The organism is Streptomyces sp. NPDC050315, from assembly GCF_040655775.1.
GTDB lineage: Bacteria > Actinomycetota > Actinomycetes > Streptomycetales > Streptomycetaceae > Streptomyces.
Genome location: NZ_JBFAKN010000002.1, coordinates 370196 through 392885, shown reverse-complemented (window position 1 = coordinate 392885; position 22690 = coordinate 370196). Strand labels below are relative to the sequence as shown.

21 protein-coding genes are annotated in these 22690 nt (G+C 71.1%); 13 read left to right on the top strand and 8 right to left on the bottom strand.

The features are described from left to right. Nucleotides 1–51: 51 nt before the first annotated feature. Nucleotides 52–1290, bottom strand: a complete 1239-nt coding sequence (locus AB0I82_RS08770) for a bifunctional adenosylcobinamide kinase/adenosylcobinamide-phosphate guanylyltransferase (protein WP_363256417.1) — start codon at nt 1288–1290, stop codon at nt 52–54. A gap of 193 nt (nt 1291–1483) precedes the next feature. Here AB0I82_RS08770 and AB0I82_RS08765 point away from each other — a divergent pair, with 193 nt between their 5' ends. Continuing rightward, nucleotides 1484–1720 carry a hypothetical protein gene (locus tag AB0I82_RS08765; protein WP_363256416.1) on the top strand — a complete coding sequence of 79 codons (237 nt, stop codon included), beginning with the start codon at nt 1484–1486 and terminating at the stop codon, nt 1718–1720. A gap of 65 nt (nt 1721–1785) precedes the next feature. Here the strand turns inward: AB0I82_RS08765 and AB0I82_RS08760 are convergent, their stop codons facing one another. Beyond that, complete coding sequence (locus tag AB0I82_RS08760; RefSeq protein WP_363256415.1) at nt 1786–2493, bottom strand: class I SAM-dependent methyltransferase; 708 nt, start codon at nt 2491–2493, stop codon at nt 1786–1788. A gap of 86 nt (nt 2494–2579) precedes the next feature. After that, a complete protein-coding gene (locus tag AB0I82_RS08755; RefSeq protein WP_363256414.1) occupies nt 2580–3179 on the bottom strand; it encodes a DUF3043 domain-containing protein in 600 nt (199 codons plus the stop codon). A 266-nt stretch (nt 3180–3445) separates the two neighbouring features. Here AB0I82_RS08755 and AB0I82_RS08750 point away from each other — a divergent pair, with 266 nt between their 5' ends. The 5 genes from AB0I82_RS08750 to AB0I82_RS08730 all read left to right on the top strand — a co-directional run bounded on the left by AB0I82_RS08750 (nt 3446) and on the right by AB0I82_RS08730 (nt 9964). Then, on the top strand, nt 3446–4231 hold the full coding sequence (locus AB0I82_RS08750; RefSeq protein WP_363256912.1) for a PspA/IM30 family protein: 786 nt from the start codon (nt 3446–3448) through the stop codon (nt 4229–4231). Between the two features lie 56 nt (nt 4232–4287). Next, entirely contained in the window at nt 4288–4566 is a 279-nt protein-coding gene (locus AB0I82_RS08745; RefSeq protein WP_363256413.1) for a hypothetical protein, read from the top strand. A gap of 172 nt (nt 4567–4738) precedes the next feature. Next, on the top strand, nt 4739–5971 hold the full coding sequence (locus tag AB0I82_RS08740) for a sensor histidine kinase (RefSeq protein WP_363256911.1): 1233 nt from the start codon (nt 4739–4741) through the stop codon (nt 5969–5971). Further along, entirely contained in the window at nt 5968–6645 is a 678-nt protein-coding gene (locus AB0I82_RS08735) for a response regulator transcription factor (RefSeq protein WP_363256412.1), read from the top strand. The genes AB0I82_RS08740 and AB0I82_RS08735 overlap by 4 nt, the downstream gene beginning before the upstream one ends. Before the next feature lie 160 nt (nt 6646–6805). After that, nucleotides 6806–9964 carry an efflux RND transporter permease subunit gene (locus AB0I82_RS08730; protein ID WP_363256411.1) on the top strand — a complete coding sequence of 1053 codons (3159 nt, stop codon included), beginning with the start codon at nt 6806–6808 and terminating at the stop codon, nt 9962–9964. A 58-nt stretch (nt 9965–10022) separates the two neighbouring features. Here the strand turns inward: AB0I82_RS08730 and nadA are convergent, their stop codons facing one another. Beyond that, nucleotides 10023–11219, bottom strand: coding sequence for a quinolinate synthase NadA (gene nadA / locus AB0I82_RS08725; RefSeq protein ID WP_363256410.1), 1197 nt, complete (start codon nt 11217–11219; stop codon nt 10023–10025). A 269-nt stretch (nt 11220–11488) separates the two neighbouring features. Here nadA and erpA point away from each other — a divergent pair, with 269 nt between their 5' ends. Continuing rightward, nucleotides 11489–11842: an iron-sulfur cluster insertion protein ErpA gene (gene erpA / locus AB0I82_RS08720; RefSeq protein WP_006606077.1), complete on the top strand. Its 354-nt coding sequence runs from the start codon at nt 11489–11491 to the stop codon at nt 11840–11842. 123 nt (nt 11843–11965) lie between these two features. On the opposite strand, the gene AB0I82_RS08715 is transcribed toward erpA, so the two are convergent. Together AB0I82_RS08715 and AB0I82_RS08710 are read right to left on the bottom strand one after the other, a co-directional pair. Next, a complete protein-coding gene (locus AB0I82_RS08715; RefSeq protein WP_363256409.1) occupies nt 11966–13567 on the bottom strand; it encodes a hypothetical protein in 1602 nt (533 codons plus the stop codon). A gap of 135 nt (nt 13568–13702) precedes the next feature. Continuing rightward, nucleotides 13703–13936, bottom strand: a complete 234-nt coding sequence (locus AB0I82_RS08710; RefSeq protein ID WP_363256408.1) for a hypothetical protein — start codon at nt 13934–13936, stop codon at nt 13703–13705. A 141-nt stretch (nt 13937–14077) separates the two neighbouring features. Here AB0I82_RS08710 and AB0I82_RS08705 point away from each other — a divergent pair, with 141 nt between their 5' ends. Beyond that, nucleotides 14078–15052, top strand: coding sequence for a carbohydrate kinase family protein (locus AB0I82_RS08705; RefSeq protein WP_363256407.1), 975 nt, complete (start codon nt 14078–14080; stop codon nt 15050–15052). Nucleotides 15053–15062: 10 nt separating this feature from the next. On the opposite strand, the gene AB0I82_RS08700 is transcribed toward AB0I82_RS08705, so the two are convergent. Further along, a complete protein-coding gene (locus AB0I82_RS08700; RefSeq protein ID WP_363256405.1) occupies nt 15063–16457 on the bottom strand; it encodes an aminotransferase class V-fold PLP-dependent enzyme in 1395 nt (464 codons plus the stop codon). Nucleotides 16458–16762: 305 nt separating this feature from the next. Here AB0I82_RS08700 and coxB point away from each other — a divergent pair, with 305 nt between their 5' ends. The 4 genes from coxB (at nt 16763) to AB0I82_RS08680 (ending at nt 21239) form a co-directional block, all read left to right on the top strand. Further along, a complete protein-coding gene (gene coxB / locus AB0I82_RS08695; protein ID WP_363256404.1) occupies nt 16763–17725 on the top strand; it encodes a cytochrome c oxidase subunit II in 963 nt (320 codons plus the stop codon). After that, nucleotides 17722–19455 (top strand): cytochrome c oxidase subunit I, encoded by a 1734-nt coding sequence (gene ctaD, locus AB0I82_RS08690; RefSeq protein ID WP_363256403.1) that lies wholly within the window; start codon nt 17722–17724, stop codon nt 19453–19455. Before coxB ends, ctaD begins: the two co-directional genes overlap by 4 nt. After that, nucleotides 19452–19850 (top strand): cytochrome c oxidase subunit 4, encoded by a 399-nt coding sequence (locus AB0I82_RS08685; RefSeq protein ID WP_030256722.1) that lies wholly within the window; start codon nt 19452–19454, stop codon nt 19848–19850. Before ctaD ends, AB0I82_RS08685 begins: the two co-directional genes overlap by 4 nt. A gap of 114 nt (nt 19851–19964) precedes the next feature. Next, the gene (locus AB0I82_RS08680; RefSeq protein WP_363256402.1) at nt 19965–21239 is read left to right on the top strand and encodes an Ig-like domain-containing protein; all 1275 of its coding nucleotides are present in this window, start codon (nt 19965–19967) and stop codon (nt 21237–21239) included. Nucleotides 21240–21332: 93 nt separating this feature from the next. On the opposite strand, the gene AB0I82_RS08675 is transcribed toward AB0I82_RS08680, so the two are convergent. Beyond that, a complete protein-coding gene (locus AB0I82_RS08675; protein WP_363256401.1) occupies nt 21333–21734 on the bottom strand; it encodes a hypothetical protein in 402 nt (133 codons plus the stop codon). Between the two features lie 286 nt (nt 21735–22020). Between AB0I82_RS08675 and AB0I82_RS08670 the strand changes: the two genes are divergently transcribed. Further along, nucleotides 22021–22641, top strand: a complete 621-nt coding sequence (locus AB0I82_RS08670) for a heme-copper oxidase subunit III (protein WP_030256711.1) — start codon at nt 22021–22023, stop codon at nt 22639–22641. The last annotated feature ends 49 nt before the right edge of the window (nt 22642–22690 follow it).

The window sequence follows — 22690 nt, the reverse complement described above, 5'->3', positions numbered from 1 at the left end:
CGGTACGGAAGGCCGTCCGGCAAGCGGGACACGGGCCGCCGGTCGCGCGCGTCACCCGCGCAGCGCAATGGCCTGCCCCGCGACGACCAGCAGCACGTGCTCGCACTCGGCGGCGAACGCGGCGTTCAGGCGGCCCAGTTCGTCCCGGAAGCGGCGGCCCGCCGGGGTCGCGGGGACCACCCCGGAACCGACCTCGTTGCTGACCGCCACCAGCGGCCTGCGGGTGGCGCGCACCGCGGCCACCAGCTCGTCCACCCGCGCGTGCAGCGCCTCTTCGCCGCCGTTCGCCCAGGTCTCGTCGTCCCAGGCGCCCACCTCGTCCATGGCGTGCGTCAGCCACAGGGACAGGCAGTCGATCAGCAGCGGGGAGCCGGCGGTCTTCTCCGCGGTGCCGGCGCCGGTCTCGTCCTCGCCCGCCAGCAGCGGTACCAGGTCGCAGGTCTCGGCGGTGCGCCAGGAGGACGGGCGGCGCTCGCGGTGGGCGCTGACCCGCGCCGCCCACTCCGTGTCGCCGTCCCGCAGCCCGCCGGTCGCGACGTACAGCACGTCGGGGAAGGCGGCGAGCCGGCGCTCGGCCTCGACGGACTTGCCGCTGCGCGCGCCGCCCAGCACCAGCGTCCGGCGCGGCAGGTCGGGCACCGCGTGGTACTCGCCGACCAGCAGCGACGTGCCGTCCGGCACCGCTCGCGCGCCGACCGCGGCGAGCCGCCGGTGCAGCTCCTCGCCGGGCGGCGTGTCGTGGTCGATGTGCACCGCGATCACGTCGGTGGCCGCGTCCACCGCGCCGTTCGCGCGCAGCCGGGCCAGCGCGTCGGGGCGCCCCAGTACGTCCAGTACGACCATCTCGTACGGCCCCTTGCCCTCGGCGGCGATGCCGGCGGGCGCGGCGCCCGGCGGCAGGTACAGCAGCCGTTCGCCGTAGGTGCCGCCGATCTCGTAGCCGGTGCCCGGCACGTCGACCGCCACCGCGCGTACCCGGTGCCCGTCCAGCAGCGCCAGCTCCCGCCCGTCCGCGACCCGGCCCGGCTGCGGCACCCCGGTGGGGACTTCGAAGGAGGGTCCCTCGTGCGGGTGCGTCAGGAGTACCTGGCGTACGCCGGTGAGCGACTGCCCGGCGCGGGCCGCGGCGAAGGCGGCCCCCGGGGTCAGGTCGAGGAGCAGCGCGCCGTCCAGGAGCAGTGCGGTGGCCGCCCGCGCCGCGTCGCCCGTGGCGGCGGCGCAGGAGGCGCAGGGGCAGCCAGGGTGGGGCAGGCCCTCGGGGGCCCCGGTGCCGAGCAGTGTCAGTTCCACTCGCCGATTTTCTCCTGTCCCCGGCTCGCGGGCGCGCGGGGGGACGTCTCGACACGGCCGTTAGGCTGCTGATCAGTATTCGCGCGTAGTACCGGACATGTCATCTGGGCGGCAGCACAGGGCATGACCACTGCACGGCACAGCACGGCACCAGCACGAGCAAGCACGTACCCGGTGGGACCAGGAGGCGGACATGGCGTGGACGTGGCGGTTCGAGAAGGCCGACGGTACGGAGGCCCCCGCGGGGGAGGCGCCGGAGGACTTCTCCACGCAGGGGGACGCGGAGTCCTGGATCGGGGAGGAGTGGAAGACGCTCCTGGACCGCGATGTGGACCAGGTGACCCTGTTCGAGGACGGCGTGAAGGTCTACGGCCCGATGAGCCTGCACGCCGAGGAGAGCGGCGAGGGCGCCGACACGGCGGAGGGCTGAGCGGCTCCCGGCACGCGTGAGGGGCGGCGGGCCCGATGGCCCGCCGCCCCTTCACGTCCGCAGGATCAGCCCCGCACGCCGCACAGGTGCAGCAGGGCCGCCACCGCACGGTACGGATCGGTGCGCCCGGCCCGTTCCTCGGCGGCCAGCAGCCGGGTCAGCTCCTCGACGGGCGGCGGCACGGCGTCGTCGGCCGCGAGGTCGGTGAAGAGCCGCACGCCGTACCAGGCGTGCAGCGGGGCGCCGATCCCGGCGAGGGTGTCGGTGAGCGTGGCGAGCCGGTCGGCGCGCACCGTGAGGCCGAGCCGGTTCTTGTACCGGGGCGAGTCGAACGCGGTCATGGCCGTGTCCCAGTCGCCGGACAGCCCCGGGCGCAGCGCGAGCGCGTCGCCGTTGCGCACCAGGACGGACAGCAGGCCGCCGGGCGCCAGTACCCGGGCCAGCCCGGCCAGCATCCGGTCGGGATCGTCGACGTACATCAGGACGCCGTGGCAGAGCACCACGTCGAAGGTGCCGGGGAGGAAGTGCACGCCGGTGTCCCGGCCGTCGCCCTCGATCAGCCGGACCCGCTCCTGGATGCCGGCCGGCTCGCCGGCCAGCGTGGCGCGGGCCGCGGCGAGCATCTTCGGGTCCGACTCCAGGCCGGTGATCTTGTGCCCGGCGCGGGCGAGGCGGAGCGCCTGGGTGCCCTGGCCGAGGCCGACATCCAGGACGCGCAGCCGCTGGCCCACGGGGAACCGCGCGGTGATCTGCTCCTCCAGCTGCCGGGCCACCAGCTCCTGCCGGACGGTGTTCCGGATGCCCCCGAGCTCGTCGAGCCAGGGGCCGGCCCCTCCGGCAAAGCCGGAGGAAGCCGTGCTCAGGGCCGCTCTCCCCGCTTGACCTGCGGCTTGGGGAGGCGCAGGCGGCGCATCTGGAGGGTGCGCATCAGGGCGTAGGGCTTGACGCCCTTGAGGTTCTCGTTCGGGAACTTCTCCTTGAGGCGCTTGGTCAGACCGATCCAGACGGCGATCGAGTCGAGCACGATCAGCAGGATCACGACCAGCCACAGGATGAGCGCGATGCTCTGGATCTGCGGCACCCGGACCATGGCCAGCACCAGGATCAGCACGGCCACCGGCAGGAAGAACTCCGCGACGCACCAGCGCGCGTCGACGTAGTCGCGCGCGAAACGGCGCACCGGGCCCTTGTCCCGGACGGGGAGGTACCGCTCGTCGCCCTTGGCCAGCGCTTCGCGCTGCCTGGCCATGTCGGCGCGGCGGGCCTCCCGCTGGGCCTTGACGGCCTCCTTGCGGTTGGCCGGTGCCGACTGCGCGCGAGTACGGCGCTGACTCTGCGCCTGACTGCGCTTCGGCGTCGGGCGGCCCTTGGGGGCCTGCGGGTCGCGTGGCTGCTGGGGCTGGTCCGCGGTCACCTTGGCGGTCGCGGCCTGCTCATCCTTCGAACGGCTTCGGAACACAAAACCCAAGGGTACGCGGTTGCCCTCCGAGAGCCAGAGTCCGAGGGGAACGATCCGGCAACGGCGGGTCGGGTTACCCGTACCGCCTACTCCCTGCGCGTGAGAAAGGGAGATACCTGATCGTCCTGCAGGAGGAGCACATCCGCGCCCAACCAGTGCGGTAATGGAACCGGGGCCCGTACTGTGGGGTCTGTAGATGTGCTGGAGCCGAAGCCCGAAGAAACTCGGTCAGAAGGGGGCGCTCGAGGCCCATGAGCGACGGTGTCATGAAGCGGATGGGGATGATCTTCCGCGCGAAGGCCAACAAGGCCCTTGACCGGGCCGAGGATCCGCGCGAGACCCTCGACTACTCCTATCAGAAGCAGCTGGAGCTGCTCCAGAAGGTGCGGCGCGGGGTCGCCGACGTCGCGACCTCCCGCAAGCGCCTGGAGCTCCAGCTCAATCAGCTCCAGGGCCAGTCGGCCAAGCTGGAGGACCAGGGCCGCAAGGCCCTCGCGCTCGGCCGTGAGGACCTGGCCCGCGAGGCGCTCTCCCGCCGGCAGGCCCTGCAGCAGCAGGTCACCGACCTGGAGACGCAGCACCAGACGCTGCAGGGCGAGGAGGAGAAGCTCACGCTCGCCGCGCAGCGCCTCCAGGCCAAGGTGGACGCCTTCCGTACGAAGAAGGAGACCATCAAGGCCACCTACACCGCGGCCCAGGCGCAGACCCGTATCGGCGAGGCCGTCTCCGGCATCTCCGAGGAGATGGGCGACGTCGGCCTGGCCGTGCAGCGCGCCGAGGACCGGACCGCGCAGATGCAGGCCAGGGCCGGGGCCATCGACGAGCTGCTGGCGTCCGGCGCGCTGGACGACCCGACCGGCATGGCCAAGGACGACATCACCGCGGAGCTGGACCGGATCTCCGGTGGCGGCGACGTCGAGCTGGAGCTGCAGCGCATGAAGGCCGAGCTGGCGGGCGGCGGCGCCGGTGGCCAGCAGGCCATCGAGGGCGGTCAGGGCGGTCAGGCCCAGCAGGCGCCGCAGCAGGACCAGACGCGTTTCGACAAGCAGTGACCGGCGGGCGCGGATAGCCTCATCGGGATCGCCGGACCGGACCAGAGGAGACCGTCGTGATCGTACGGATCATGGGCGAGGGGCAGGTAAAGGTGGCGGACAGCCACTTCATCGAGCTCAACAAGCTCGATGACGAGCTGCTCGCCGAGATGGAGAACGGCGACACGGACGGCTTCCGGCGGACGCTGGGCGCGCTCCTCGACGCCGTACGCCGGCTGGGCGACCCGCTGCCCGACGACGCTCTGGAGCCCTCGGAGCTGATCCTCCCCGGCCCCGACGCCACCCTCGAAGAGGTCCGCGAGATGCTCAGCGACGACGGCCTCATCCCGGGCTGACCAGCCCGCTCCGGCGGCCCCGTCCCCGTGCGTACGGGGGCGTGACCGCCCGGCTTCTTCCAGCAGGTACGCGCCCCGGCCACCGGCCGCCACCCGCCTCGGCGGGGAGCGCCCGGTGGCCGGGGCGCTACCGTTTCCTCCCGTGACTCCCCTCGCCACCGGACAGGGCCCGCTGCCCGGGCCCGCGCTGCTCGCCCGGCTCCGCGCACACCCCGTCGTGCTCGACGCGGTCCTGGCGGTGGCCGTCTTCGCGGTGATCCTGATCGGCGCGGCGGCCGGCCCGCACGGCCGGTACGGGCCCCGCTTCGGCGCCCACCCGCTGGAGCCGACGACGGTCCTGCTCGCCGCGGTGGCCTGCGCCGCACTGGTACTGCGCCGCCGCTACCCGCGCACCGTCCTCGCCTTCACCTGTGCCATGACGCTGGCCGAGCTGGTGACCGCCACCAGCGAGCCGCGCGCTCCGGTCGCCGCCGCCTCGGTCATCGCCGTCTTCACCCTCGCCGCACGCACCGACCGCCCCACCACCTGGCGGATCGGCGCGCTGACCGTCCTGGTGCTCACCGCCGCCGCGATGCTCACCAGTACCCGGCCCTGGTACGCCCAGGAGAACCTGGCGATCTTCGCGTGGACGGGCATGGCGGCCGCGGCCGGTGACGCGGTGCGCAGCCGCCGCGCCTTCGTGGCCGCCATCGAGGAGCGGGCCGAGCGGGCCGAACGCACCCGCGAGGAGGAGGCCGGGCGGCGGGTCGCCGAGGAACGCATGCGCATCGCGCGCGAGCTGCACGACGTCGTCGCGCACCACATCGCGCTGGTCAACGTGCAGGCCGGGGTCGCCTCGCACGTCATGGACAGCCGCCCCGACCAGGCCAAACAGGCCCTCGCCCACGTTCGGGAGGCATCCCGGTCCGCGCTGGACGAGCTGCGCGCCACGGTCGGCCTGCTGCGCCAGTCCGACGACCCGCAGGCCCCCACCGAGCCGGCCCCGGGCCTCGGCGTCCTGGACCAGCTGATCGACGGTTTCGTACGCGCCGGACTCCCCGTCGAGCTGGAGCTGCCGCCCGGCAGTCCCGAGGGCCTGCCCGCCTCGGTGGACCTCACCGCGTACCGCATCGTCCAGGAGGCGCTGACCAATGTGCACAAGCACGCGGGGGAGGGCGCCCGGGCCTCGGTACGGATCGTCCGGTCGGCCGAGGCGCTGACGCTGACGGTGCTGGACGACGGCGGGGGCGGCGGTCGGCCCACCGATGAGAGTCGAGCGGAAGGCGGCGGGCACGGCCTGATCGGGATGCGGGAGCGGGTCGCGGCGCTGCGCGGCACGGTGGAGACCGGGCCCCGCCCGGCCGGTGGTTTCAAGGTACGGGTGCGGCTGCCGCTGCAGACCGCGCGCACGGGGGAGACGACATGACGATCAAGGTGCTGCTCGCCGACGACCAGGCGCTGCTGCGCAGCGCGTTCAAGGTGCTGGTGGACTCCGAGCCCGGGATGCGGGTGGTGGGCGAGGCGTCGGACGGCGCCGAGGCGTACGAGCTGGCCCGGTCGGCCGCGCCCGACGTGGTCCTGATGGACATCCGGATGCCCGGCACGGACGGGCTGGCCGCCACCCGCATGATCAGCGAGGACCCCGAGCTGTCCGACGTCCGCGTGGTGATCCTGACGACCTTCGAGGTCGACGACTATGTGATCCAGGCGCTGCGGGCGGGCGCGAGCGGCTTCCTCGGCAAGGGGGCCGAGCCGGACGAACTGCTGAGCGCCATCCGGGTCGCGGCGGCCGGCGAGGCGCTGCTCTCGCCGGTGGCCACCAAGGGGCTGATCGCGCGGTTCCTGGCGCAGGGGAGCGGCGAGGACGGCGGCGAGGGGCCGGAGGCCGAGCGGCTGGCGTCGCTGACCGGCCGGGAGCGCGAGGTACTGGTACTGGTCGCGGGCGGCCTCTCCAACGACGAGATCGCCGGGCGGCTGACCGTCAGTCCGCTGACGGTCAAGACGCATGTGAACCGCGCGATGGCCAAGCTGGGCGCCCACGACCGGGCGCAGCTCGTCGTCATGGCGTACGAATCGGGGCTGGTCCGCCCGCGGGTGTAGCAGCGGGTGGAGCGGGGCGTACTGCGGACGCGGTACGCCCCGGCGCCGGAAATGGACCTGGGTGCTAGGGAAACAGCGCTTCTTGTGCCGGATCGTGTAGTCGGGCCCGCCATGGGCCGGTGCCGAGAAGCGTTCAGAACAAAAGAGAGAGACCCCACCCATGTTCAGGCTGTCCCGACTCAGCCTCGCACAACGGGGCCTGATAGCACTGATGTCGATCGTGGCGATCGTCTTCGGGGCCATCGCGATCCCACAGCTCAAGCAGCAGCTGCTGCCGTCCATCGATATGCCCATGGTGTCCGTCGTGGCGCCGTACCAGGGTGCTTCGCCCGACGTCGTCGAGAAGCAGGTCGTCGAGCCCCTTGAGGACGGCATCCAGTCGGTCGACGGCATCACGGGCGTGACCTCCACCGCCAGCGAGGGCTCGGCCGTGGTGATGGCCGAGTTCGACTACGGCAACGACTCCAAGGCGCTGGTCGCCGACGTCCAGCAGGCCGTCAACCGGGCCCGCGCCAAGCTGCCCGAGGACGTCGACCCGCAGGTCGTGGCCGGTGGCACCGACGACCTGCCGACCACCGTGCTGGCCGTCTCCTCCGGCGGGCAGGACCAGCAGGCCCTCGCCGACCGGCTGGACCGCAGCGTCGTCCCGTCCCTGAAGGACATCGACGGCGTCGGCCAGGTCACCGTGAGCGGCGTCCGCGACCAGGTCGTCGCCGTCACTCCCGACGACGCCAAGCTCGCGAAGGCGGGGCTCACCCCGGCGGCGCTCGGCCAGGCCCTGGAGGCGGGCGGCGCTTCCGTACCGGCCGGCTCCTTCGCCGAGGACGGCAAGAGCCGCACGGTCCAGGTGGGCAGCGGCTACACCTCGCTCCAGCAGATCAAGGACCTCACCGTCTCCCCGGCCGCGGCCGGTGCCGCGGCGGGCAAGCCCGGGGGCGGCGCGCCCGTACGGATCGGCGACATCGCCACTGTGAAGCAGGAGTCGGCCACCCCGACCTCCCTCACCCGTACGAACGGCAAGCCCAGCCTCGCCGTCCAGATCACCATGGACCAGGACGGCAGCGCCGTCGCCATCTCCGACGCGGTCAAGGACAAGCTCCCGCAGATCCGCGCGGACCTCGGCAAGGACGCGGACGTCACGGTCGTCTCCGACCAGGGCCCGCAGGTCTCCAAGTCCATCGAGTCCCTCACCACCGAGGGCCTGCTCGGCCTGGTCATGGCCGTGATCGTGATCCTGGTCTTCCTGCTGAGCCTGCGCTCGACGCTGGTCACCGCGGTGTCCATCCCGCTGTCCGTCGTCATCACGCTGATCGTGCTGTGGACCCGCGACCTGTCGCTGAACATGCTGACGCTGGGCGCGCTGACCATCGCCATCGGCCGGGTCGTGGACGACTCCATCGTCGTACTGGAGAACATCAAGCGGCACCTGGGCTACGGCGAGGAGCGCAAGCACGCCATCCTCACCGGCGTCCGCGAGGTCTCCGGCGCGATCACCTCCTCCACCCTCACCACCGTCGCGGTCTTCCTGCCGATCGGCGTGGTCGGCGGCATGGTGGGCGCCCTCTTCGGCGACTTCTCGATCACCGTCACCGTGGCGCTGCTGGCCTCGCTGCTGGTCTCCCTGACCGTCGTACCGGTCCTCTCGTACTGGTTCCTGCGCGCCCCGAAGTCCGCCGAGGGCGGCGACCCGGAGGCGCTGCGCAAGGCCGCCGAGGAGAAGGAGAGCCGCAGCGCGCTGCAGCGGCTGTACGTACCGGTGCTGCGCTTCGCGACCCGGCGCCGGATCACCAGCCTGGTCATCGCCGTCGTCATCCTCATCGGCACGTTCGGCATGGGCCCGCTGCTCAAGACCAACTTCTTCGACCAGGGCGACCAGGACACCCTGTCCATCCAGCAGGAACTGGAGCCCGGCAGCAGCCTCGGCGCCGCCGACAAGCAGGCGAAGCGGGTGGAAAAGGTGCTCGCGGACACCGACGGCGTGCAGGACTACCAGGTCACCGTCGGCTCCTCGGGCATGATGGCGGCCTTCGGCGGCGGCTCGTCGGCGAACCAGGCGTCGTACCAGGTCAAGCTGGCGAACGCCGACGACTCCGACCGCGTCGTGCGGGACATTCGGGACGGCCTTGCGAAGCTCGGCCCCGCCATCGGCGACACCACCGTCTCCGCCGGCCAGGCGTTCGGCAATCAGGACCTGAGCGTGGTCGTGAAGGCCGCCGACGCCGACGTACTGAAGGACGCCACCGAGCAGGTGCGCAAGAAGGTCGCGGGCCTGGACGACGTCACCGACGTCACCAGCGACCTGGCGCAGAGCGTGCCGCGGATCTCCGTCACCGCCAACAGCAAGGCGGCGGCCGCCGGTTACAGCCAGGCCACCCTCGGCCAGGCCGTCGCCCAGGCGGTACGCGGCACCACCAGCGGCACGGCGCTGCTGGACGACGCCGAGCGGGACGTCGTGGTGAAGTCGGCGCACCCGGCCACGACCGAAGCCGAGCTGAAGAAGCTGGCGCTGCCGGGCCCGTCGGGCGTGGTGCGGCTCGGCGACATCGCCGAGGTGAAGACCGTTCCCGGCCCGGTGCAGATGACCCGCATCGACGGCGCCCGGTCCGCGACGGTCACGGCCAAGCCGACCGGTGACAACACCGGCGCGGTCACCGCCCAACTGCAGTCCGAACTGAAGGACCTGGACCTGCCCAAGGGCGCCACGGCCGAGATCGGCGGCGTCTCCGCCGACCAGGACGAGGCGTTCAGCTCGCTGGGCCTGGCCATGCTGGCGGCCATCGCGATCGTCTTCATGCTGCTGGTCGCCACCTTCCGGTCGCTGATCCAGCCGCTGATCCTGCTGGTCTCGATACCGTTCGCGGCGACCGGCGCGATCGGCCTGCTGGTCGCGACCGGTACCCCGATGGGCGTCCCCGCGATGATCGGCATGCTGATGCTCATCGGCATCGTCGTCACCAACGCGATCGTGCTGATCGACCTGATCAACCAGTACCGGGACCGGGGCTACGGCGTGGTCGAGGCGGTCATCGAGGGCGGCCGCCACCGGCTGCGGCCCATCCTGATGACGGCGCTGGCCACGATCATGGCCCTGCTCCCGATGGCCCTCTCGGTCACCGGCGACGGCGGCTTCATCTCCCAGCCGCTGGCGGTCGTCGTGATCGGCGGCCTGATCACCTCCACGCTCCTCACCCTGCTCCTCGTACCGACGCTGTACGCGATGGTCGAGCTGCGGAGGGAGAAGCGGGCCGCGAAGAAGGCGGCCAAGAAGGCCGCACCTTCGCAGGAGGAGGACCGCACGCCGGAGCCGGCAGGCGTGTAATCCGTACCAGCACGTGGGGCCCGTACCGAATCCGGTACGGGCCCCACGTGCATGACGGCTACGGCAGCGCCAGCATCCTTTCGAGCGCCAGCTTGGCGAAGTCCTCCGTCTCCCGGTCGACCTCGATCCGATTGACGACCTTGCCGTCCGCCAGGGACTCCAGGGCCCAGACCAGGTGCGGCAGGTCGATGCGGTTCATCGTCGAGCAGAAGCAGACCGTCTTGTCGAGGAAGACGATCTCCTTGCCCTCGGGAGCGAAACGGTTCGCCAGCCGGCGGACCAGGTTCAGCTCCGTACCGATCGCCCACTTCGACCCGGCAGGCGCCGCCTCCAGCGCCTTGATGATGTACTCCGTCGAGCCGACGTAGTCCGCCGCCGCCACGACCTCGTGCTTGCACTCCGGGTGCACCAGCACGTTCACGCCCGGTATCCGCGCCCGTACGTCCTCGACCGACTCCAGCGAGAAGCGGCCGTGCACGGAGCAGTGGCCGCGCCACAGGATCATCTTCGCGGCGCGCAGCTGCTCGGCGGTGAGCCCGCCGTTCGGCTTGTGCGGGTTGTAGACGACGCAGTCGTCCAGCGACATGCCCATGTCGCGCACCGCGGTGTTGCGGCCCAGGTGCTGGTCCGGCAGGAAGAGGACCTTCTCGCCCTGCTCGAACGCCCAGTCCAGCGCCCGCTTGGCGTTGGACGAGGTGCAGATCGTGCCGCCGTGCTTGCCGGTGAACGCCTTGATGTCCGCGGAGGAGTTCATGTACGAAACGGGCACGACCTGCTCGGCGATGCCCGCCTCGGTCAGCACGTCCCAGCACTCCGCGACCTGCTCGGCGCTGGCCATGTCGGCCATCGAGCAGCCGGCCGCCAGGTCCGGGAGGACGACCTTCTGGTCGTCACCCGTGAGGATGTCCGCGGACTCGGCCATGAAGTGCACGCCGCAGAAGACGATGTACTCCGCGTCCGGGCGGGCCGCGGCATCGCGCGCGAGCTTGAAGGAGTCGCCGGTGACATCGGCGAACTCGATGACCTCGTCGCGCTGGTAGTGGTGCCCGAGGACGAAGACCTTGTCCCCGAGCTTCGCCTTCGCGGCGCGGGCGCGCTCGACGAGGTCGGGGTCGGAGGGGGCGGGCAGGTCGCCGGGGCACTCGACGCCGCGCTCGCTCTTCGGGTCGGCCTCGCGACCGAGGAGCAGCAGCGCGAGCGGCGTGGGCTGCACGTCGAGGTCCTGACGGGGCTGGGCGGTGGTCACGGCACGCACCCTCTCTTCGTTGTTACGAGGTCACTTTTCGTCGATATGACGCTATCTATCATAGCCGCTTCACGTCAGTTTGACGATGGGCATTGTGTCGATGTGACGCATCACCCGGCCGGCCGCGTGCCGACAGCCGCTGACCTTCCGCGTGGGGTGTGCGAGCATGAGGAGGGGCGGAGAATTCCGCCAGAACTTCGAGCCCGCCCGGAATGAATCCGGGGCCCCGTCGGTTACTGCCGAGGGCAAGGGGTCCGTACAACCCGGGAGAGATGTAGATGAGCGTTCAGGACGAGACCACCGTCAGCGACGGCATCATCCTGTCCGACGCGGCCGCGTCGAAGGTCAAGAGCCTGCTGGAGCAGGAAGGCCGGGACGACCTCGCGCTGCGGGTGGCCGTTCAGCCCGGTGGCTGCTCCGGCCTGCGCTACCAGCTCTTCTTCGACGAGCGCTCGCTCGACGGCGACGTCGTGAAGGACTTCGACGGCGTGAAGGTCGTGACCGACCGGATGAGCGCCCCGTACCTGGGTGGCGCCTCCATCGACTTCGTCGACACCATCGAGAAGCAGGGCTTCACGATCGACAACCCCAACGCCACCGGCTCCTGCGCCTGCGGCGACTCCTTCAGCTGAGCCGACGGGCTCCGGCACACGGAGACGGGCTCCGGCACACGGAGACACAGACGAAGGCGGCGTTCCCGGTTGGGAACGCCGCCTTCGTCATGACCGCCTACCGGCGGCCCCGGGCCGCCGCCGTCACTTCCCCCTCTGCGGCACCGTCTCGCCACTGGAGGCGTCGATGACCTCCCGCCCGTCCAGCGGGGAGTCCAGCGTCACCGTCTTGGTGAACTGCTTGGCGACCTTCACGCAGACCCCGCCCGGCTTCTTCTCCTTGCCGGTGACCTGCGCGGTCACGGCCGTACCCGACTGGTCGGCGCTCGCCGAGTAGTCGCTGCACACCCCACCCCAGAAGTGCAGCGTCAGCTTCTTGCCGCCGTCCGCCACCGAGTACGACTCCAGGCCCATCGCACCCTTCTTGCCCTCCTTGCCGCCCTGCGGCGGCTGCGCGGGCCGCTGCGTCGCGGCGTCCCCGGCGTCCCGGTCCACCACGTACTTCGGGTCGACGGCCGGATGCGCGACCGTGGTACGCGCGTCCTTGGCGCTGGTCGAGCCGGGCTGCCGCACCTCGTACATCCACGACGGCACCAGCGCCTGGCTGCCGTTCACGAACTGCACCGACAGGCCGAACCGGGCGCCGGTCACCTCGGCGGGCGCGGGCTTCCCGGGCGCCGGCTCGCAGGGCGCGACACCCTTCCCGTCGCCCTTCCCGGCCTGCTCGCCCTTGTCCGGCAGCGGCGTGGCGCACTTCGCGTCCTCGCCCTTGCCCTCGGCCGAGCCGGCCCCGCCGTTCAGATGCGCGAGCGTCTTCTCCGCGCTCAGTACCGGATACGTGTCGCCCTTGAGCGGCCGCGCGAGCTGGCCGCTGCCGCCGACCACCTGGCCGTCCGCGCCGACCTGCAGGTCGCTCTGCCAGCCGTACGTCGGCAGGCCGCCGATCACCGGGTTCGCGGAGACGATGCGCACCGCGCCGGACAGCCCGCCGGCGTCCAGCTTCGCGCCCTGCTGGCCCAGCGCCGCGAGCACCGGCTCGACCGCCTGCTTCGCCTTCTCCTGGGAGACCGCGCCCTTGCCGCTGCCGTCGTCCTCGGTCGTGGCGTCCCGGCCGCGGTACGAGGGGCAGCCCGGCCCGTCCGAGGAGTGCCCGGTCTTCTCGTCCGCCTCCTTGCCCTTGGGCGTCGCGGGCAGCGCGCAGTTCACCCCGCCCGGCGTGCCGTACTGCGCGAACGTCCACGAGCCGGTGCCGGCCTTGGCCACCTGCAGTACGGGCCCGCGGGAGTCCTTGTCCTGGCCGCCGACCTTCCACGAACCGCCCTCGGAGCGGACCTGGCCGGCCACGTCCAGCGCCTTGGCCAGCCGGGCCACCGCGTCCTTGCTGATCGCGCCCTGCGGCCGGTACACAGGCGCGTCGGCCGGGCCGTCCGGCAGCTCGCCGACCGCGCGGTACCCCGCGCCCTGCGGGTTCGGCTCGCCCGGCGCGATCCCGTCGCGGGGCTGGGACTGGGACTGGCCGTACCCCTCCAGTGCCAGCGGCGGCGGATCGGCCGCCGCGCCCGCGCCGCCCTCGCCGTCCTGGCCGGAAGCGCCCGATGCCCAGTACGCCGCGCCGCCGCCGGCCAGCAGCACGGCCGCGGCCATCGAGGCGACCACCAGCGGCCTGCGCCCGCGCCGCCCCGGGGCGGTGGGGTTCTCGGTGGGGTTCCCGCTGCCGTCGGCAGGGGGAGTGTCCTCGGTGCTCACCGCATCGCTCCTTCGGCTCCGCTGAACAACTGATGCGCCATCCTCCGTGAGGGGGACGCCGATTGGACGGAGCCGGGCCGCGGGCGGTTCCGCCCGCGGCCCGTGGAAGAGCGGTGGAGGTATGGATCGCCGTACTCAGTCGCCGTACTCGGACATCCCTTCCAGCAGTTTCGCAGAGGTGGCGGGGACCGTGATCCCGCGCAGCTCGGCGACCGGTCGCCGCGGACCGGCCGGCAGCCCGTCCGGCTTCCAGTGCGGCGCCATGCGGGCGCAGTCGCCGCGCAGTTGCTCCATCGAGTCGTGCTCCCCGCCGTCCGGGCGACGGCCGGCGGGGTGAGCTGCTGTGACACGCTTCACATGCTGGGTCATACGCGCACCGTACGCACCCTTCGCCCCGGGGAAGAAGCCCTACTATCGGGTAGTTTCGCCAGGTCGGAGCGGCAGTCCCGAACGGGTAGCGTTGGGTCACGTCCGTCACCGCCCCACGCCTCCCCGCAGGAGCGAATCGCCGTGCGTATCGCAGTCACCGGCTCCATCGCCACCGACCACCTGATGACCTTCCCCGGACGCTTCGCCGACCAGCTGGTCGCCGACCAGCTCCACACGGTCTCCCTCTCCTTCCTCGTCGACCAGCTGGACGTGCGGCGCGGCGGCGTCGCGGCCAACATCTGCTTCGGCATGGGCCAGCTCGGCACGAAGCCGATCCTGGTCGGCGCCGCCGGCAACGACTTCGGCGAGTACCGCGCCTGGCTCGACCGGCACGGCGTGGACACCGCGTCCGTACGGATCTCCGAGGTGCTGCACACCGCCCGCTTCGTGTGCACCACCGACGCCGACCACAACCAGATCGGCTCCTTCTACACCGGCGCGATGAGCGAGGCCCGCCTCATCGAGCTGCAGCACGTCGCCGAGCGCGTGGGCGGCCTGGACCTGGTCCTGATCGGCGCCGACGACCCCGAGGCGATGATCCGGCACACCGAGGAGTGCCGCTCCCGCTCCATCCCCTTCGCGGCCGACTTCTCGCAGCAGATCGCCCGCATGGACGGCGACGACATCCGCACCCTCATGGACGGCGCGGCCTACCTCTTCTCCAACGAGTACGAGAAGGGCCTCATCGAGTCCAAGACCGGCTGGACCTCCGAGGAGATCCTCGGCAAGGTCGGCACCCGCGTCACCACCCTCGGCGCCAGCGGCGTCCGCATCGAGCGCACGGGCGAGCCCGCCATCGAGGTCGGCGTGCCCGAGGAGAACGCCAAGGCCGACCCGACCGGCGTCGGCGACGCCTTCCGCGCCGGCTTCCTCTCCGGCCTCGCCTGGGGCGTGTCCCTGGAGCGCGCCGCGCAGGTCGGCTGCATGCTGGCCACCCTCGTCATCGAGACGGTCGGCACCCAGGAGTACGAGCTGCGCCGCAGCCACTTCCTGGACCGCTTCACCAAGGCGTACGGCCACGAGGCGGCCGCGGAGATCCAGCAGTACCTGAACTGAGCCGCTCCGGTCAGACGCGGCGCCGCACCACGTAGGCGGCGCCGCGCTCCGGGGGCTCCGGCGCTTCCCCCAGGTACTCCTGGCCCTGCGTCCAGCACCACGCCGGGATGTCCAGCGCCGCCACCTCGTCGTCGGACAGCACCGTCACCGTGCCGCCGACCGGCACCTCCGTGATCGCCTTGGCCAGCTCGATCACCGGGACCGGGCAGCGGGCGCCGAGCGCGTCCACGACGAGCTCGCCGGAGGTGCCCTCGGGCGCGTGCGCGGGCCGCTCCGTGGGTGCGCCCAGCTGTTCCCGTACGGCGGCGACCGCGCCCGGGAGCACCTCCAGGAAGCGCTCCACGTCCGCCTCGGAGGTCCCGGCCGGCAGCGACACCCGGACGTTGCCCTCCGAGAGCACGCCCATCGCCTTCAGGACGTGGCTGGGGGTGAGCGTGCTGGAGGTGCACGAGGAGCCGGAGGAGACGGAGAACCCCGCCCGGTCCAGCGCGTGCAGCAGCGTCTCCCCGTCGACATAGAGACATGAGAAGGTCACCAGGTGCGGCAGCCGCCGCTCCGGGTCGCCGACCACGGCCACGTCCGGCACCAGCTCCGGCACCCGCGCGCGGATCCGGTCCACCAGGGCGCGCAGCCGGGCCGCCTCGGCCACCGCCTCCGCGCGTACGGCACGCAGCGACGCGGCGGCGGCCACCACCGCCGGGATGTTCTCGAAGCCGGGGGCCCGCCCCGACTCGCGCTCGTCGGCCGGGCCCTGGTGCGCGAAGCGGGTGCCCTTGCGGACCACCAGCAGCCCCACCCCGGCCGGGCCGCCCCACTTGTGCGCGCTGCCCGCCAGCAGCGACCAGGCGCCCGGCACCGGCCCCCAGGCCAGCGACTGGGCCGCGTCCACCAGCAGGGGCACACCCGCCTCGCGGCACGCCTCCGCCGCCTCCGCCACCGGCTGTTCGGTGCCCACCTCGTGGTTGGCGGACTGCAGGGCGGCCAGCGCGGTGTCCGGGGTGAGCGCGGCGGCGAACTCCGCCGGGTCGACCCGGCCCGTACGGTCGCAGCCCACCACGGCCACGCTGCCGCCCGCCGCCTCGTGCGTCTCCGCCGCGTGCAGTACGGAGGAGTGCTCGACGGCGGAGTGGACCAGCCGGCCGCCGACCCGCCGCCGGCCGGCCAGCGCGCCCGCGATGCCCGTGTGCACCGCGCGGGTGCCCGACGGGGTGAAGACCAGTTCGTCGGGGCGGCAGCCGACCGCCTCCGCCGCGGTCTCGCGCGCGGCGTCCAGCAGCAGCCGGGCGCGCCGCCCCTCCCGGTACAGCCGGGCCGGATCGGCCCAGCCCTCGTCGAGCGCGGCGTGCAGCGCCTCGCGGGCGACGGGGTGCAGGGGAGCGGAGGAGGCGGCATCGAAGTAGGGCACGGGCAAAACGCTAACGCGTGCGGTCCGGGGTCCGATTCACGAGACGGCCCCGACCGCCGGGCGCGGCGTCAGATGCCGGGAGGAAGCGGGGAATCCGGAGGCCGCACGGGCGCAGTGGGAGGGGATGGCCACCCCTTCGAGGGGCAACGCGCCGCGTTGGGCACCCTCCCCGCGCGACGCCAAATAGCGTCCAGTAGGGTTTGGTCCGCATAAACATCCAAACCCCTGCCCGTGACGGGCCGGCGACCGACCAGCTGAGACGGCCGCAGCCGGTTCTGCGGGCGAGACTCTCGGGAAGGCGCTACGTGAGTCCCAACGGCTCCGACCGCTCGTCGCGGCGCCCGATGCGGCGGAAGCTGCCGCAGGTGCTGGCTGCGGGCCTGGTCCTGGCGACCGCGACCGGTTGCACATACAAGGACTTCCCCCGCCTCGGCATGCCAACGCCCGTCACGGACGAGGCGCCGCGGATCCTCTCCCTTTGGCAGGGCTCCTGGGCCGCCGCCCTCGCAACGGGCGTGCTGGTGTGGGGCCTGATCATCTGGAGCTGGATCTTCCACCGCCGCAGCCGGACCAAGGTGGAGGTCCCCGCACAGACCCGGTACAACATGCCGATCGAGGCGTTGTACACCATCGTCCCGTTCATCATCATCGCGGTGCTGTTCTACTTCACCGCGCGCGATGAGAACGAACTCCTGAAGACTTCCAAGAAGCCGGACCACGTCGTGAACGTGGTGGGCTTCCAGTGGAGCTGGGCGTTCAACTACATGGAGGACGTCGACGGCAACAAGTCGAATTCGGCGGTGAACTCCAAGGAACTCTCCGCGATCCCCGACAGGATGAAGAAGTCGGCTCCCGCGGGTGCCGAGGGCGTCTACGACCAGGGCACGCCGGGCGAGCGGAATCCGCAGAACGGCAACCCGGGCCCCACGCTGTGGCTGCCCAAGGGCGAGACCGTTCAGTTCATCCTGACCTCGCGTGATGTCATCCACTCCTTCTGGGTGGTGCCGTTCCTGATGAAGCAGGACGTCATCCCGGGTCACACCAATGTCTTCGAGGTGACTCCGAACAAGGAGGGCACCTTCATGGGCAAGTGCGCCGAGCTCTGCGGCGTTGACCACTCCCGGATGCTCTTCAACGTCAAGGTCGTGTCTCCCGAGCGGTATCAGGAGCACCTGAAGGACCTGGCGAAGAAGGGCCAGAACGGTTACCTGCCGGCCGGTATCGAGCAGACCGATCACGCCAGGAACGCGGAGACCAAGAACAAGTGAGCATCCTCAACGAACCTCAGGGTGCCGCCGCCGCATCGGCTCCGGCAGCACCGCCCGTACGCAGGAAGCAACCCGGCAACGTCGTGGTGAAGTGGCTGACGACCACCGACCACAAGACGATCGGCACGCTCTATCTGGTGACCTCGTTCGCCTTCTTCTGCATCGGCGGCCTGATGGCGCTCTTCATGCGCGCCGAGCTGGCCCGTCCGGGCACGCAGATCATGTCGAACGAGCAGTTCAACCAGGCGTTCACGATGCACGGCACGATCATGCTGCTGATGTTCGCGACGCCGCTGTTCGCCGGGTTCGCCAACTGGATCATGCCGCTGCAGATCGGCGCGCCCGACGTGGCGTTCCCGCGGCTGAACATGTTCGCCTACTGGCTCTACCTCTTCGGCTCGCTGATCGCGGTGGCCGGCTTCCTCACCCCGCAGGGTGCGGCCGACTTCGGCTGGTTCGCCTACTCCCCGCTGTCGGACGCGGTCCGCTCGCCGGGCGTCGGCGCCGACATGTGGATCATGGGTCTGGCCTTCTCCGGCTTCGGCACGATCCTCGGCTCGGTCAACTTCATCACCACGATCATCTGCATGCGCGCTCCCGGCATGACGATGTTCCGTATGCCGATCTTCACCTGGAACGTCCTGCTGACCGGTGTGCTGGTCCTGCTGGCCTTCCCGGTGCTGGCCGCCGCGCTGTTCGCCCTGGAGGCGGACCGTAAGTTCGGTGCGCACGTATTCGACGCGGCAAATGGTGGCGCACTGCTCTGGCAGCACCTCTTCTGGTTCTTCGGCCACCCAGAGGTGTACATCATCGCGCTGCCGTTCTTCGGCATCATTTCCGAGGTCATTCCGGTCTTCTCGCGCAAGCCGATGTTCGGTTACATCGGTCTGATCGCGGCGACGATTTCGATCGCGGGTCTGTCGGTGACCGTGTGGGCGCACCACATGTACGTCACGGGCGGTGTACTGCTGCCGTTCTTCTCCTTCATGACGTTCCTCATCGCGGTTCCGACCGGTGTGAAGTTCTTCAACTGGATCGGCACGATGTGGAAGGGCTCGCTGTCCTTCGAGACCCCGATGCTGTGGGCGGTCGGCTTCCTGATCACCTTCACCTTCGGCGGTCTGACCGGCGTCATCCTGGCCTCGCCGCCGCTGGACTTCCACATCTCCGACTCGTACTTCGTCGTGGCGCACTTCCACTACGTCGTCTTCGGTACGGTCGTCTTCGCGATGTTCGCCGGCTTCCACTTCTGGTGGCCGAAGTTCACCGGCAAGATGCTGGACGAGCGGCTCGGCAAGATCACGTTCTGGACGCTGTTCATCGGCTTCCACGGCACCTTCCTGGTCCAGCACTGGCTGGGCGCCGAGGGCATGCCGCGTCGTTACGCCGACTACCTGGCGGCCGACGGCTTCACCGCCCTGAACACGATCTCGACGATCAGCTCCTTCCTGCTGGGCCTGTCGATCCTGCCCTTCATGTACAACGTCTGGAAGACGGCGAAGTACGGCAAGAAGATCGAGGTCGACGACCCGTGGGGCTTCGGCCGCTCGCTGGAGTGGGCGACCTCCTGCCCGCCGCCGCGGCACAACTTCCTCACGCTGCCGCGCATTCGCTCCGAATCCCCGGCGTTCGACCTGCACCACCCTGAGATCGCCGCGCTCGACGTGCTCGAGAACGACGGTCAGAAGGACACGGCGCTCATGGGCGGCACGAAGGAGGCCGGCAAGTGAAGATCCAGGGCAAGATGTTCATCTGGCTCTCCGTCTTCGTCCTCGCCATGGCGATCGTCTATGGCGTCTGGTCGAAGGAGCCGGTAGGCACCACCGCGCTGTTCCTCTCGTTCGGCCTGTGCATCATGATCGGCTACTACCTGGCCTTCACGGCCCGGCGGGTCGACACCGGAGCGCAGGACCGCAAGGACGCCGATGTGGCGGACGACGCCGGTGAGGTGGGCTTCTTCAGCCCGCACAGCTGGCAGCCGCTCTCCCTCGGCATCGGCGGCGCGTTCGCCTTCCTGGGCGTCGTCTTCGGCTGGTGGCTGCTGTACTTCTCCGCTCCGATCATCCTCGTCGGCCTGTTCGGCTGGGTGTTCGAGTACTACCGGGGCGAGAACCGCACGCAGTAAGCGCCGTTCTCGTACGGACGGGTCGGGCCCGGTCACTCCAAGGAGTGGCCGGGCCCGACCCATTTGCAGTCCTTGAACGCGCCGCACCGGCGTGTCTCTTCCTATTTTGGGCCTATGAGCCATATGCCACGATCCCGGACGGTGCTCAGATCGGCCTTCCTGCTGCTGCCCCTGGCGGTGGGGGTCACCGGGTGCGGCGGGGCCACCTCGGATCCGCTCGCCGCCCAGCCCTACGACGCGGCCGGCCAGATCGCGGCCAACGCCCCGGCGGGCGAGCGGAAGGCCGACCCCGACCGGCCACTGGAAGTCACCACCACGGGCGACGAGGCGCGGATCACGGACGTCACCGCGACGGACGCCGCGGGGCGCCACATCCGCGGCCGGCTGACCGCCGACGGCACCCGCTGGCGCAGCACCGTGCCGCTCGCCGCCGGCACCCGCTACACCGTGCGCGTCAGTACCGAGGACAGCGACGGCAAGCCGGGCCGCAAGGTCCTGCGGATGGCGACGAAGGGCAGCGGCGACAAGCGGCTGCGGGTCACCTTCGGGCCCGACAGCGGCACGTACGGCGTCGGCCAGCCGCTCACCGCGGAGCTCAGCCGCCCGGTGCACGGCGCGCGCGCCAAGGCGCTCGTGGAGGGTGCCCTGAAGGTCGACAGCAGCCCGCGCGTGGTGGGCTCCTGGCACTGGGTCGACGACCGGACCCTGCACTACCGCCCGCGTACGTACTGGCCCGCGCACGCCTCCGTCGAGGCGTACAGCAACCTCCAGGGCCTGAAGGTCGCCAAGGGCCTGTACGGCGGGCCGGGCAAGCCGGTGCGGATCCGTACCGGCGACCGGGTCGTGGCGGTCACCGACGCCGCCGCGCACCGGATGACGGTCCGGCGCAACGGCAAGGTGCTCAAGACGCTGCCCGTCACCACCGGCAAGGCCGGCTTCGAGACCCGCAACGGCATCAAGACCGTGCTGGGCAAGGAGGCGTTCGTCCGGATGCGCAGCACCACCGTGGGCATCGCCCGCGGCAGTTCGGAGGCGTACGACCTGCCGGTCCGCTGGGCCACCCGGGTCACGTGGAGCGGCGAGTACGTGCACGCGGCGCCCTGGTCCGTGGGCTCGCAGGGCGCGGCCAACGTCAGCCACGGCTGCACCGGCATGTCGACCGCCGACGCGCGCTGGTTCTTCGGCCGCGTACGGGTCGGCGACATCGTCCAGGTGGTCAACAGCAAGGGCGACAAGATGGTCCCGTTCGACAACGGGTTCGGCGACTGGAACCTGTCCTGGGACAAGTGGCGCGCCGGCAGCGCCCTGGGCGGCGGCGTGAGTGGCGCCGGGAGCGACGAGGAGGCCGCGGCACCCGCCGACGCTGCTCGACTGCGCCCGCGGGTCTGAGCGGCCCGCAGAACGGCACACAGCGCCCCGTCCGGGCTCATTCCCGCCCGGACGGGGCGCTGTACGTCTTCAAGCCGCGCTGTGCGGGACCGCTCAGGTCTGCGCGAGCAGGCGGCGGCGCAGCAGCCCCGCCAGCGCGTCGGCGAACGCCACCGGGTCGACCGGGTGGGTCACCGCGGCGTCCGCCCGGCTCCAGGTCGCGAGCCAGGAGTCCTGCGGGCGGCCCATCAGCAGCAGCACCGGTGGGCAGTGGAAGATCTCGTCCTTGATCTGCCGGCACACGCCCATGCCGCCCGCCGGGGCGGTCTCACCGTCCAGCACACAGACGTCGATGCCGCCCTGCTCCAGGGCCGCGAGGACGGCCGGGAGTGTCGCGCACTCCACAATCTCCACCTGCGGCACATCGGCGGCGGGTCGCCGGCCGGCCGCGAGGCGCACCTGCTCGCGGGTGCCCGCATCATCGCTGTAGACCAGCACCGTGGCAGTCGCCTGCATCGTTCCTCCACGCTTTTGGGGAGCACCGTCGACGGGAGCACCACTGGGGCCGGTCCCGTTCAGCGGATGCTACTGCCCGGAAGGGCCCGCGCAGGAGGGTTCGTACGGATCAATGCTGCGCCCGACGGCCCGTCAGGACTGGTCGGAGCGGGGGCGCCAGAGGGGGGCGGAAGCTGCGCTTCCCCCCTTCGGGGGACCTCGCCACTGGACCGTATGGCCAGCGCACACCCCCTTGACACACCGAACGGCACCCCCCGGAGTGAGCGCAAGATAAGCGACCGACATAATGTCGGTCGTGGCGACAGCAACAGCAGTAGAAACCGGGCACGCGCACCCGTCGGTCAATCGGCCGAACCTCACCAGCGTCGGAACCATCATCTGGCTGAGTTCCGAGCTGATGTTCTTCGCGGCCCTCTTCGCGATGTACTTCACCCTCCGATCGGTGACCGGAGCCGAGTATTGGAAGGAATCCGCCGATGCGCTGAATCTTCCGTTCTCCGCGACGAACACCACGATTCTGGTGCTCAGCTCTCTGACGTGCCAGCTCGGTGTTTTTGCGGCCGAGCGTGGCGACGTCAAGAAGCTCCGGGCCTGGTTCGTGGTCACCTTCATCATGGGTGCGATCTTCATCGGCGGTCAGGTCTTCGAGTACACGGAGCTGGTCAAGCACGAGGGCCTCTCGCTCTCGTCCGGACCGTACGGCTCGGTGTTCTACCTGACCACCGGCTTCCACGGACTGCACGTGACAGGCGGTCTGATCGCCTTCCTGCTGGTCCTGGGCAGGACGTACGCGGCCAAGAGGTTCACCCACGAACAGGCCACCGCGGCCATCGTCGTGTCCTACTACTGGCACTTCGTCGATGTCGTCTGGATCGGCCTCTTCGCCACGATCTACCTGATCAAGTAGGTAGTCCGGTCCCGACCGGACCCGCAGTTCAGACAGACACAGACCAGAA

Excerpts from the sequence above, each read along its gene's own strand:
- AB0I82_RS08765 (WP_363256416.1), top strand. The coding sequence starts at position 1,484 with ATGGCGTGGACGTGGCGGTTCGAGAAGGCCGACGGTACGGAGGCCCCC.
- AB0I82_RS08750 (WP_363256912.1), top strand. The coding sequence starts at position 3,446 with ATGAAGCGGATGGGGATGATCTTCCGCGCGAAGGCCAACAAGGCCCTT.
- AB0I82_RS08735 (WP_363256412.1), top strand. The coding sequence starts at position 5,968 with ATGACGATCAAGGTGCTGCTCGCCGACGACCAGGCGCTGCTGCGCAGC.
- AB0I82_RS08730 (WP_363256411.1), top strand. The coding sequence starts at position 6,806 with ATGTTCAGGCTGTCCCGACTCAGCCTCGCACAACGGGGCCTGATAGCA.
- erpA (WP_006606077.1), top strand. The coding sequence starts at position 11,489 with ATGAGCGTTCAGGACGAGACCACCGTCAGCGACGGCATCATCCTGTCC.
- AB0I82_RS08710 (WP_363256408.1), bottom strand. The coding sequence starts at position 13,936 with ATGACCCAGCATGTGAAGCGTGTCACAGCAGCTCACCCCGCCGGCCGT.
- AB0I82_RS08680 (WP_363256402.1), top strand. The coding sequence starts at position 19,965 with ATGAGCCATATGCCACGATCCCGGACGGTGCTCAGATCGGCCTTCCTG.
- AB0I82_RS08675 (WP_363256401.1), bottom strand. The coding sequence starts at position 21,734 with ATGCAGGCGACTGCCACGGTGCTGGTCTACAGCGATGATGCGGGCACC.
- AB0I82_RS08670 (WP_030256711.1), top strand. The coding sequence starts at position 22,021 with ATGTCGGTCGTGGCGACAGCAACAGCAGTAGAAACCGGGCACGCGCAC.